We start from the raw sequence: 11,475 nt of genomic DNA, 5'->3' as shown, positions 1-11,475 counted from the left end.
TGCGCGTCCTTAGCTCAGCTGGATAGAGTACCTGGCTACGAACCAGGCGGTCGGAGGTTCGAATCCTCCAGGACGCGCCACTTATTAAAGGGTAATGCCCTGATGTTGACGAAAGTCGATGTCGAAAATTGCGCGTCCTTAGCTCAGCTGGATAGAGTACCTGGCTACGAACCAGGCGGTCGGAGGTTCGAATCCTCCAGGACGCGCCACTTATTGCAGGGTAATGCCCTGATGTTGACGAAAGTCGATATCGAAAACTGCGCGTCCTTAGCTCAGCTGGATAGAGTACCTGGCTACGAACCAGGCGGTCGGAGGTTCGAATCCTCCAGGACGCGCCACTCATTGAAACAGCCTCGCAATTGCGAGGCTTTTTTGTATCTAGACATCTGAAATATGGCGTAGGATCACTAGAGCCTATGTTCCTCTTTTTTAAAAGCGAATATGTGCGTATCTAAGCAATTTGCTATCAAGCTTCTGTCGCATCGTGTGAAATCATCCTGATTATCCCTCCTATACACTGACTTCCATTTTTCATTTCAATCACTCTCATGTAGTCACTTTGTTTGTTATTTGTTTATTTATTGTTAATCTTGTTCATCTTTTTGTTTTTGTTGGTTTTTACTGCGTGAGTCCCGATTTGATTTTGAAATCTAAATCGCAGTTTTTATTTATGTCCTCCTTTACTCTGTTCGTAAGGTGATAGCGATTTGAAGTGATTATTTTGTCATGAACTGTGATCTGGGTAGTGAATAAATAATCATTTATCAGGATTACTACAAACCTTCCTTAAACAAAATTGACAAAATTTAACCAATCGAGATAATCCATGGGTCGGGATTTGACACTATTAAAGTCCTGCACGTTGTCAGGATGACAAAGAAAGGAAGCAACATGACTAATATAGGAAGCCTGCTAGTAGATGCGGCCACCCTGATGCTAACGGGGATGGCGGTCGTATTTATTTTCCTCACTATTCTTGTTTATCTCGTTCGGTTAATGTCGAAATTGGTACCAGAAGAAGTACCAGAGCCGATCGCAGCACCAAAAACAAACACTAATATTCAATCAACCTCTTCAGCTGTTAGTCCACAAGTAGTGGCGGCGATCTCGGCTGCGATTCATAAACATCGCGCCTCATTCGCGAAGTAGCCGAACTAGGATTAAAAAGGAGTTTAAGAGCATGTCTAAACCACTAGCTATTACTGATGTGGTCCTTCGTGATGCCCATCAATCACTATTTGCTACGCGTATGCGTATTGAGGATATGCTGCCTATCGCAGCTGAGTTGGATAAGGTTGGTTACTGGTCTCTAGAGACTTGGGGTGGTGCAACATTTGATTCTTGTATTCGATTCTTAGGGGAAGACCCTTGGGAGCGTTTACGTGAACTAAAAAAAGCGATGCCTAATACACCAATGCAAATGCTACTGCGTGGTCAAAACCTTTTAGGATACCGCCATTATGCCGACGACGTAGTAGAAAAGTTTGTTGAACGCGCGCATGCTAACGGCATGGATGTATTCCGTATTTTTGATGCAATGAATGACGTGCGAAACTTCCAGAAAGCCGTGAAAGCAACGGTTGATGTTGGTGCGCATGCTCAAGGTACGTTGTCTTACACAACGAGCCCAGTGCATAACGCAGACACTTGGGTTGACTTGGCAAAACGCCTAGAGGATTTAGGTTGTCATTCGCTGTGTATTAAAGATATGTCTGGCTTACTTAAGCCTTATGAAGCGGAAGAGCTTATCACGCGTATCAAAGCGTCTTGTGATGTGCCATTGGCACTTCATTGTCATGCAACAACGGGGCTGTCTACAGCAACAGCGGTAAAAGCAGTAGAAGCCGGTATTGATATTCTTGATACTGCGATTTCTTCAATGAGTTGTACCTACGGCCATACACCGACTGAAACGGTAGTCGCTATGCTAGAAGGCACCGAGCGAGATACCAATTTGAAACTCGAGCAACTGGAACCTATCGCCGCATATTTCCGTGAGGTACGTAAGAAGTATGCGAAGTGGGAAGGCCAGTTAAAAGGAGTCGATTCACGCATCCTGATTGCCCAAGTGCCTGGTGGTATGTTGACCAATATGGAAGGCCAGTTGAAAGAGCAGGGCGCTGCGGATCGCATTGATGAAGTATTAGAAGAGATCCCTCGTGTACGTAAAGATCTTGGTTTCATTCCATTGGTGACTCCAACTTCACAGATCGTCGGTACGCAAGCGGTGATTAACGTTCTTACTGGCGAGCGCTATAAGAGTATTACCAAGGAAACCGCTGGCCTATTGAAAGGTGAGTACGGTCAAGCGCCAGCCGAGTTAAATGCAGAACTGCAAGCGAAAGTGCTTGATGGTAAAGAGCCAATTAGCTGTCGTCCTGCCGATTTACTTGAACCTGAAATGGAGACGCTTACGGTTGATCTGATGGAGAAAGCGAAATCAGAAGGCATTAAGCTAGCAAGTGAGCGTGTTGATGACGTACTCACTTATGCACTTTTCCCTCAAGTTGGGCTTAAGTTCCTTAAGAATCGTGAAAACCCAGAAGCATTTGAGCCAGCACCAACGCTAGAAGCTGCGAAGCCTGCTGTACCTGCAGCTCAACCAGCAACTGGTGGTGTAGAAACTTATAGTGTACGTGTTGACGGGCAGGTGTATGAGGTGGAAGTTGGCCCTCAAGGTGAACTGACATCTGTTGCTCCTTCTAATGCACCGGCAAAATCGGCTACACCTAGCACACCTTCTAATGCTTCAGCTGAAGCGGTGCCTGCTCCTCTTGCAGGTAACATCTTCAAAGTGAATGTTCAGCCTGGTGCTGAGGTAGCTGAAGGCGATGTATTGCTCATCCTTGAAGCGATGAAAATGGAAACTGAAGTACGAGCGGCGCGTGGTGGTGTGGTTCAAGAGCTGAACGTTAAAGAAGGCGATGCTGTCACAGTAGGTGCGCCTCTGTTGAGCCTAGCGTAAGGGAGTATCATGGACGGATTGTTAACCCTTTGGGCAGAAACAGGGATCGCTAACTTCGAGTTCGGCCAAATCTGTATGATGCTGGTTGGTTGTACTTTGCTGTTTTTGGCAATTAAAAAAGGATTTGAACCTTTACTGTTATTGCCGATTGGTTTCGGTGCTATTTTGGCGAATATTCCAAATGCTGGCTTTACTGAGCCTGGTGGCTTGCTCTACTACGTTTACTACATTGGGATTGAATCGGGTGTGTTCCCGCTATTGATCTTCATGGGTGTGGGCGCGATGACCGACTTTGGTGCTTTGATCGCAAACCCAAAAACGTTGTGGTTAGGTGCGGCTGCGCAGTTTGGTATTTTTGCAACACTGTTTGGCGCTATTTTACTCAACTATGTACCTGGCATGGAGTTTTCCATGGCGGATGCATCGTCTATCGCGATCATCGGTGGTGCTGATGGGCCAACAGCGATTTTCTTAGCGAGTAAGCTCTCTCCAGATCTGCTAGGTGCGATTGCAGTCGCGGCATACAGCTATATGGCATTGGTGCCGATCATCCAGCCACCAATCATGAAAGCACTGACAACCAAGGAAGAGCGTCAAATCAAGATGGCTCAGCTTCGTCATGTTGGTAAATGGGAGAAAGTCATCTTCCCGCTTGCTGTATTACTGATGACGATTCTGTTCTTACCTTCAGCTACGCCATTGGTTGGTATGTTCTGTTTGGGTAACTTGATGCGTGAAGCTGGTGTGGTCGATCGTTTATCGAAAACTGCTCAAAATGAATTGATCAACATAGTGACTATCTTTTTAGGTCTTGGTGTTGGTTCTAAGCTGCAAGCTGAGCAGTTCTTGAACCTAGAAACGTTAGGTATCTTGGGGTTAGGCGCAGTTGCATTTAGTATCGGTACTGGTGCGGGCGTCCTGATGGCGAAACTGCTTAACAAGTTCTCGAAAGAAGACATCAACCCACTTATTGGTGCGGCTGGCGTTTCTGCGGTACCAATGGCCGCGCGAGTCGTAAACAAAGTTGGTTTACAAGCTAACCCGCAAAACTTTTTGTTAATGCATGCGATGGGACCAAACGTTGCTGGTGTGCTGGGTTCAGCCGTTGCGGCTGGTATATTGTTAGCACTTGTTGGTTAGACATTATTGAAAATGGAATGATCAACCAATTTACAAAATCACGATTAACTTAGGTTAACAAAATGGTTTATAGTCAAAGGGATGCTTTCGCATCCCTTTTTGTTTTCTTGCAGGGAATGGTTTATGGAACACAAACAGATCGTTATCACTGAGTTTGGTGATGCCAACGTACTCGCGATTCAACATGCTTCTACACCATCACCACAGCCTGGTGAAGTCTTAGTAAAAGTCGCTTTTTCAGGCGTAAATCCTATTGATGTCAAAACTCGAGCTGGGCTCGGTTGGGCGGCAGCGCAGAATAAGGATAATTTACCTTGGGTGCCAGGTTACGACATCTCAGGAAAAGTGATGTCTTGTGGAGAGGGGGCATCACGTTTTAATGAAGGTGATGAGGTGGCTGGATTTATTGGTTTCCCAGTTCGAGGCGGTGGTTACAGCCAATACATATGTGTTCCAGAAACTGAGTTAAGTCATGTTCCTAGCTCTGTCACTTTAGAGGCAGCTGCTGCATTACCGTTGGCGGGACAAACTGCGGCACAAGCTCTCAGTAAGGCTAATGTGACGGAAAACGATCGCGTACTTATCCTCGCTGGAGCCGGTGGTGTTGGACACCTCGCGGTACAAATTGCGATCGCGACGAAAGCGGAAGTCTTTACAACCTGCAGTGAACGAAATCTAGACTACCTTGCGACGCTCGGTGCTCATGCAGTGAACTATCAATTTGCACCAGTGTCAGAACGTGTGGAAGATGTTGATGTTTTGATTGATTTAGTAGGCGGAGATGCTGCGTTAGATGCGCTTAAATGCTTGAAAGACAATGCGAGAGTCATCACCGTTCCAACCATAACTGCTGAGCTGATTTGTGAAAAAGCCAAACTCCTAGGCTTTGAGGCTAGTGGCATGTTGGTTGAACCAGACCCTGCGCAGTTAGATACCTTGTTGTACATGGTCGGCGTTGGCTTACTGAAGACTGAAATTCAACAGGTTTATCCTATGAGTGATGTCATTGGTGCTCACCAGCAGGTCGAATCAGGAAGAACCAGAGGCAAGGTGTTGCTTGATATGACATGCTAGAAGCATTTAACACGAGTTTTGAAAGTTTAGCGCTTTGGTTTTCAGATTCAGCATTATGGGTGCTTTTCATGACCGGTTTTCTCAGTGCCACGTTGTTGCCTGGTGGTTCTGAAGCGGGCTTAGTTGCCACTCTCTCATTAAATCAATACTCCGTTTCTTCAATTGTTATGGTCGCTACTATCGGTAATACGCTTGGTGGCTTAACAAATTATTGGCTTGGCTTGTGGATTCCCAACAAAGCACAAGAGGAAAAGCACGGTCATACCGCATTAAAGTGGCTCTCTAAGTATGGCTATTGGGGGTTATTTTTTAGCTGGTTACCTGTAATAGGAGACCCGCTGTGTTTAGCCGCAGGGTGGCTAAGAATGAAGTTTCTGCCTTGCGTGATTTTAATATTTTTAGGAAAGGCTGCTAGGTATAGCTTACTTGCGGCCATCTATCTCGGATTATTTTAAGGAAAGTACATGAAGATGTTTTGGGTTGGCGCGTGTTCACTGTTGGTGATCACGGGCTGCGCATCAAATACGCCAGTTTCATCACTGCCGAAAGGGGTAACTTTCGTTGAGTCATCGAAAGCTGAAGAAGGCAAAGTTAAGATTCCATACCAAAAGTATAAACTCGATAATGGTTTAACGGTGATCTTAGCTCCTGAAGATTCTGACCCATTGGTCCATGTGGATGTGACTTACCATGTTGGTTCAGCTCGTGAAGAAGTGGGTAAGTCTGGTTTTGCGCATTTCTTTGAGCACATGATGTTCCAAGGTTCAGAGAACGTTGGTGACCAAGAGCACTTCAAAATCATCACGGAGGCTGGCGGCACATTAAATGGTACTACAAACCGCGATCGTACTAACTACTTTGAAACTGTCCCTGCTAACCAGCTCGAGAAAATGCTGTGGTTAGAGTCTGACCGTATGGGCTTTTTGTTGGATGCGGTTTCTCAACGCAAATTTGAAATTCAGCGTTCGACTGTAAAAAATGAGCGAGCTCAGCGTTACGATAATCGTCCTTATGGCTTAATTTGGGAGCGCATGTCCGAAGCGCTATATCCTGAAGGTCATCCGTATTCGTGGCAAACCATTGGTTATGTTGAAGATCTTGATCGTGTTGATGTGAACGACCTCAAAGCGTTTTTCTTGCGTTGGTATGGCCCAAACAATGCGACTATCACGATCGGTGGTGACTTAGACGTTGAACAAACTCTAGAGTGGGTAAATAAGTACTTCGGTTCGATTCCTCGTGGTCCTGAGGTTGAAAATGCGCCGAAACAACCTGCAAAACTGCAAGAAGATAAATACATCACTCTAGAAGATCGTATTCAACAACCTATGGTGATGATCGCGTGGCCAACAACCTACAATGGCGAAGAAAGCCAAGCGTCTCTCGATACATTATCAGAAGTATTGGGTGGCGGTACCAACAGCGTGCTCTATCAAGACCTAGTGAAGACTCAAAAAGCGGTCGATGCTGGTTCATTCCATGATTGTGCTGAACTGGCGTGTAACTTTTACGTTTACGCAATGGGTGATTCTGGAGACAAAGGCGACCTATCAAAACTGTACGACGAGCTTTTACAATCACTGAATCAGTTTGCGGAAAAAGGCGTGACAGAAGATCGCCTTGAGCAGTTGAAGGGTAAAGCGGAAGCGGATGCTATTTTTGCGCTAGAAAGCGTTAAAGGTAAAGTGACTCAGTTGGCTTCCAACGAGACATTTTTCGGCGATCCTGATCGTCTTGAGCAACAGCTTGAACAAATCCGTGCAGTTACGCCGACTTCGGTAGAAAAAGCGTATACGGACTTTATCCAAGGTAAGAACAAAGTGACCCTAAGCGTGGTCCCAAAAGGAAAAACAGACCTTGTCGTAAAACCTGCGACCTTTGTGACACCAAAGCGTACGCTGCCAGAATATGAGAAGATTTCCGATGACCAATTGGCGTATCGTCGTGCGACCGATAACTTCGATCGCTCAGTGCAACCGCCAGTAGGAGAACCAGTGAAAGCGACGATGCCAGAGCTGTACGAGTTACATTTCAAGAATGGCTCAGAGCTGCTTGGTGCAGTTAGCGATGAAACGCCGACGGTGATGATGCAATTTAGTTTACCTGCAGGGACACGTTTTGTTGAAAAGGGTAAAGAAGGTCTTGCCCAATTGACCGCTGCGATGTTGCAAGAAGGTACAACGAAACGCAGTGTCGAAGAGATTCAAGCTGAGCTTGATAAACTAGGTAGTGTTATCTCTGTTAATGCCACAGGTTATACAACAAACATCAGTGTTTCTGCTCTAGAAAAGAACTTAGAGCCGACGTTAAAAATTGTCGAAGAGATGTTGCTGTCTCCTGCATTTAATCAAGATGATTTCGAGCGTGTAAAAATGCAAGCGCTAGAAGGCCTGGTATATGAGCACCAAAATCCAAGTTGGATGGCGTCACAAGCGAGTCGTCAGGTGCTCTATGGGGATTCGGTTTTTGCTCGACCAAAAGACGGCACGCAAGCAGGTGTCAGTGCATTAACGTTGGATGATGTCCGTGAATTCTACTCGAAGCATTACACGCCACAAAGTGCGCAAATCGTCGTTGTTGGTGACATCAATAAACAGGAAATTGAGCAGCAACTGACGTTCTGGAAAAACTGGCAAGATGAAGCTGCGCCATTGTATGCACCGCAAAGCATTGCTGCATTAGGTGAGCAAAAGATCCATCTTGTTGATAAACCAGGAGCGCCGCAAAGTGTGGTCATGATGGTTCGTCAAGGTATGCCTTACGACGCAACGGGCGATTTTTACCTAAGCCAACTGGCAAACTTCAACTTAGCTGGGAACTTCAATAGCCGCATTAACCAAAATCTACGTGAAGACAAGGGTTACACATACGGTGCTTACGGCTACTTCTCTGGTAATCCAGAAACAGGCTCGGTGGTTTTCACCGCGCAAGTACGAGCGGATGCAACGGTTGCTTCGATCATTGAGATGGAAAATGAGCTAAATGAATACTCGCAGTCAGGTATTACTGATGAAGAGATGAAATTTATGCGTCAAGCGGTCGGTCAAAAAGATGCACTGAAATATGAAACGCCAACACAAAAAGCGGAGCTCATCAGTGATATTCTTAAGTACAACCTCGATCATGATTACTTGCAGCAAAGAAACGCTATCGTAGAAAAAGTCGATAAGCAGACGTTGAATGCGCTGGCTCAGAAATGGTTTGATCCAAATGACTATCAAATTATCGTCGTTGGTGATGCTAAATCGTTGCGTCCTCAATTAGAAAAGTTGGGGAAAGACGTAGAAGAGCTTGAAATCATTCGATAGAGTACACATTTAATAGCGGAGAAACGTTTCTCCGCTATTCATCTAGATAAGCAACTTTTCGTGGGTTATTTATCTAGATGCATTAACTATCAATAACTTAGCTTACACTTGTGTTATGTGACAAGTGTCCTGCTCCCAATATAAGCGAACCTCATTTTGACTGATTTTGCTGCGCGACTAAAAAAAGTTGCATCAAACCCCGAAGTATTTAAGCAGTTTGGACGCGGTGTTGAGCGAGAAACTTTGCGCTATCGTCAGGATGGACATCTAGCTACAACTCCTCATCCTGAAGGGTTAGGCTCTGCGTTCACAAATCAATGGATCACAACGGATTTTTCGGAATCATTGTTAGAGTTCATTACGCCTGTGTCACATGAAATTCCAGAACTGATGGCACAGCTGAAAGATATCCATCATTTCACTCAAACCAAAATGGGTGAAGAGAAAATGTGGCCACTATCAATGCCTTGCTACGTCGGCTCAGAGGATGATATTCAGTTAGCCCAGTATGGCTCTTCGAATGCAGCGAAAATGAAAACGCTGTACCGAGAAGGTCTAAAGCGTCGCTATGGCAGCCTGATGCAAATAATTTCAGGTGTCCATTTTAACTTCTCATTTCCTGAAACATTTTGGGATGCGCTCTATGGCGAGCAAGATGAACAAGCCCGCCAAGATTCTAAGTCTGATGCGTACTTTGCGTTGATCCGTAATTACTACCGCTTTGGCTGGATGATTCCCTACTTCTTTGGTGCATCACCAGCGTTATGTGGCTCTTTTATTCAAGGTCGTGAAACCGATCTGCCATTCGAGAAGATTGGCGGGACATTATATTTGCCGAAATCGACGTCTTTGCGTTTGAGCGATCTTGGCTATACCAATAGTGCGCAAAGTGTGCTGAAAATTGGTTTTAACAGCATTGACCAATACCTCGATGGTTTGAGTGATGCTATTCGCCACCCATCAGAAGAGTTTGCGAAAATTGGGGTAAAAGTGGATGGTGAATACCGCCAGCTTAATTCCAATATCTTACAAATTGAGAATGAACTGTACGCTCCGATTCGTCCAAAACGTGTATCGAAAAGTGGTGAGAAGCCTTCAGATGCGTTACGACGCGGTGGTGTCGAATACATTGAAGTTCGTTCTCTAGATGTTAACCCATTCAGCGCAGTGGGCTTAAATGAAGAGCAAGTACGATTCTTGGATCTCTTCCTTACCTGGGCGGCCTTGTCAGACTCAGACCCTATGGATAACTGTGAATTAGAGTGTTGGCGCGATAACTGGAATAAAGTCATTGTTTCTGGCCGTGAAAAAGGTCTAATGCTGCAAATTGGTTGTCAAGGTGAACGTCTATCTCTACAAGATTGGGCACACCGAGTTTTCGTCGAGTTACGTCAAATAGCACAGCAAATGGATATGACCGCTGGTGGCAGTGCATACCAAGATGTGTGTAATCAACTCGAGACATGGATTGATAACCCAGAACTAACGATCTCTGGTCAACTATTAGAGCTAACGAAAGAGCTGGGTGGGCTAGGTAAAGTTGGTTGTACTCTTGGTATGAAGTACCGTGATGAAAACCTAGCTCACGGTTATCAGTACTATTCACAAGATACGATGGAAACGGAAGTAGCGTCGTCCGTGGAAAAACAAAAGCAAGCAGAGCAGAGTGACACGCTTTCTTTTGATGATTTTTTGGAAGATTACTTTGCTTACCTGAAGCAGTAATGACTAACTAAGGATTGGTGCGGTTGAACATTAAGTCGTTAGTAGTAGCGGTACTTGGAAGCGTGTTACTTGCAGGTTGTGCTACGGCACCGCCAAAGCAGCAGAATAACTTATGCGAGATATTCCGAGAGAAATCCGGTTGGTATGATGATGCCAAAGATATGGAAGATGAATGGGGGACCCCTATTCATGTCGCTATGGCCATCATTAAACAAGAAAGCAGCTTTCGGCACGATGCAAAACCACCTAAAGATTATTTGCTAGGGTTTATTCCTTGGGGACGAGTCAGCAGTGCGTATGGTTACGCTCAAGCTCAAGACCCTGCTTGGGAAGACTTCCAAGATGCCACAGGCCAGGGTGGCTCTCGTACCAACTTCGATGATTCTATGATGTTTGTCGGTTGGTACACTCATGAAACACGGCGTCAGCTAGGGATTTCATTATGGGATCCCTATAACCAGTATCTGGCTTATCATGAAGGGCGAGGTGGGTATAAGCGAGGCACTTATAATCGAAAACCTAGTTTAATCAAAGTCGCTCGACGTGTTGAACAAACAGCGAAAACTTATGGCTGGCAGCTGAAGCAATGTCGTCAGGAATTAGAAGACAACAGCAGCTGGTTCTTTTAGCCCACAGTCAGTTCATGTGCTGTAGGGATGAATGACATTTATCCATTACCGAAAGGTACTGGAGTTACAATCAGGAGAGATGTAATGCCTTTACTCGATAGTTTTACCGTGGACCACACTCGTATGAATGCACCCGCTGTACGAGTGGCGAAAACCATGCAGACCCCAAAAGGGGATACGATTACTGTTTTCGACTTACGCTTTACTGCGCCAAACAAAGACATTCTTTCTGAAAAAGGTATTCACACCCTAGAGCACCTTTATGCAGGCTTTATGCGTAATCACCTAAACGGTGATTCTGTTGAGATCATCGATATTTCGCCTATGGGTTGCCGCACAGGTTTTTACATGAGCCTGATTGGCACACCATCAGAGCAGCAAGTCGCAGATGCTTGGATTGCAGCAATGGAAGATGTGCTGAAGGTAGAAAGTCAGAATAAGATCCCTGAACTTAACGAATACCAATGCGGCACGGCAGCAATGCACTCTTTAAAAGAAGCACAACAGATCGCAAAGAACATTTTGGATGCTGGTGTTTCGGTGAACAAAAATGATGAACTTGCTTTGCCTGAGTCGATGTTAAAAGAGTTGCGCATCGACTAGGTGCTCATTAAGAAGCATATTGCCCCAATAA

The 11,475-nt window shown here is 45.3% G+C and carries 9 protein-coding genes and 3 tRNA genes; all 12 read left to right on the top strand.

The genetic code is table 11. From position 1 onward, the window contains the following. Positions 1 to 3 precede the first annotated feature (3 nt). The 12 genes from R7P64_RS12735 to luxS all read left to right on the top strand — a co-directional run bounded on the left by R7P64_RS12735 (position 4) and on the right by luxS (position 11,444). Positions 4 to 80, top strand: a tRNA-Arg gene (locus tag R7P64_RS12735). Between the two features lie 52 nt (positions 81 to 132). Further along, positions 133 to 209: transfer RNA gene (locus R7P64_RS12730), tRNA-Arg, on the top strand. A gap of 52 nt (positions 210 to 261) precedes the next feature. After that, positions 262 to 338: transfer RNA gene (locus tag R7P64_RS12725), tRNA-Arg, on the top strand. A 553-nt stretch (positions 339 to 891) separates the two neighbouring features. Further along, complete coding sequence (locus tag R7P64_RS12720) at positions 892 to 1,149, top strand: oxaloacetate decarboxylase subunit gamma (RefSeq protein WP_005379932.1); 258 nt, start codon at positions 892 to 894, stop codon at positions 1,147 to 1,149. 31 nt (positions 1,150 to 1,180) lie between these two features. Beyond that, positions 1,181 to 2,965 carry a sodium-extruding oxaloacetate decarboxylase subunit alpha gene (gene oadA, locus R7P64_RS12715; RefSeq protein ID WP_104979686.1) on the top strand — a complete coding sequence of 595 codons (1,785 nt, stop codon included), beginning with the start codon at positions 1,181 to 1,183 and terminating at the stop codon, positions 2,963 to 2,965. Positions 2,966 to 2,974: 9 nt separating this feature from the next. Continuing rightward, positions 2,975 to 4,105 carry a sodium ion-translocating decarboxylase subunit beta gene (locus R7P64_RS12710; protein ID WP_005379935.1) on the top strand — a complete coding sequence of 377 codons (1,131 nt, stop codon included), beginning with the start codon at positions 2,975 to 2,977 and terminating at the stop codon, positions 4,103 to 4,105. Positions 4,106 to 4,228: 123 nt separating this feature from the next. Next, on the top strand, positions 4,229 to 5,179 hold the full coding sequence (locus tag R7P64_RS12705; RefSeq protein ID WP_005385434.1) for an NADP-dependent oxidoreductase: 951 nt from the start codon (positions 4,229 to 4,231) through the stop codon (positions 5,177 to 5,179). Continuing rightward, on the top strand, positions 5,173 to 5,634 hold the full coding sequence (locus R7P64_RS12700) for a YqaA family protein (protein WP_005379938.1): 462 nt from the start codon (positions 5,173 to 5,175) through the stop codon (positions 5,632 to 5,634). Before R7P64_RS12705 ends, R7P64_RS12700 begins: the two co-directional genes overlap by 7 nt. 9 nt (positions 5,635 to 5,643) lie before the next feature. Continuing rightward, a complete protein-coding gene (locus tag R7P64_RS12695) occupies positions 5,644 to 8,487 on the top strand; it encodes a M16 family metallopeptidase (RefSeq protein ID WP_213968959.1) in 2,844 nt (947 codons plus the stop codon). 156 nt (positions 8,488 to 8,643) lie between these two features. Next, complete coding sequence (gene gshA, locus R7P64_RS12690; RefSeq protein WP_213891870.1) at positions 8,644 to 10,212, top strand: glutamate--cysteine ligase; 1,569 nt, start codon at positions 8,644 to 8,646, stop codon at positions 10,210 to 10,212. A 23-nt stretch (positions 10,213 to 10,235) separates the two neighbouring features. Next, positions 10,236 to 10,841, top strand: coding sequence for a hypothetical protein (locus R7P64_RS12685; RefSeq protein ID WP_171343190.1), 606 nt, complete (start codon positions 10,236 to 10,238; stop codon positions 10,839 to 10,841). An 84-nt stretch (positions 10,842 to 10,925) separates the two neighbouring features. Then, positions 10,926 to 11,444 carry an S-ribosylhomocysteine lyase gene (gene luxS, locus R7P64_RS12680; RefSeq protein ID WP_017820391.1) on the top strand — a complete coding sequence of 173 codons (519 nt, stop codon included), beginning with the start codon at positions 10,926 to 10,928 and terminating at the stop codon, positions 11,442 to 11,444. Positions 11,445 to 11,475 lie beyond the last annotated feature (31 nt).

It is taken from the genome of Vibrio sp. 2304, from assembly GCF_033339475.1.
Lineage (GTDB): Bacteria > Pseudomonadota > Gammaproteobacteria > Enterobacterales > Vibrionaceae > Vibrio > Vibrio alginolyticus.
The sequence above is the reverse complement of the archived record's forward strand: the minus strand, read 5'-3'. Positions and strand labels throughout refer to the sequence as shown.

Bases quoted from the DNA above. Each gene is read 5' to 3' on its own strand.
- R7P64_RS12710 (WP_005379935.1), top strand. From the start codon at position 2,975: ATGGACGGATTGTTAACCCTTTGGGCAGAAACAGGGATCGCTAACTTC.
- R7P64_RS12700 (WP_005379938.1), top strand. From the start codon at position 5,173: ATGCTAGAAGCATTTAACACGAGTTTTGAAAGTTTAGCGCTTTGGTTT.
- R7P64_RS12695 (WP_213968959.1), top strand. From the start codon at position 5,644: ATGAAGATGTTTTGGGTTGGCGCGTGTTCACTGTTGGTGATCACGGGC.
- luxS (WP_017820391.1), top strand. From the start codon at position 10,926: ATGCCTTTACTCGATAGTTTTACCGTGGACCACACTCGTATGAATGCA.
- oadA (WP_104979686.1), top strand. From the start codon at position 1,181: ATGTCTAAACCACTAGCTATTACTGATGTGGTCCTTCGTGATGCCCAT.
- R7P64_RS12720 (WP_005379932.1), top strand. From the start codon at position 892: ATGACTAATATAGGAAGCCTGCTAGTAGATGCGGCCACCCTGATGCTA.
- R7P64_RS12705 (WP_005385434.1), top strand. From the start codon at position 4,229: ATGGAACACAAACAGATCGTTATCACTGAGTTTGGTGATGCCAACGTA.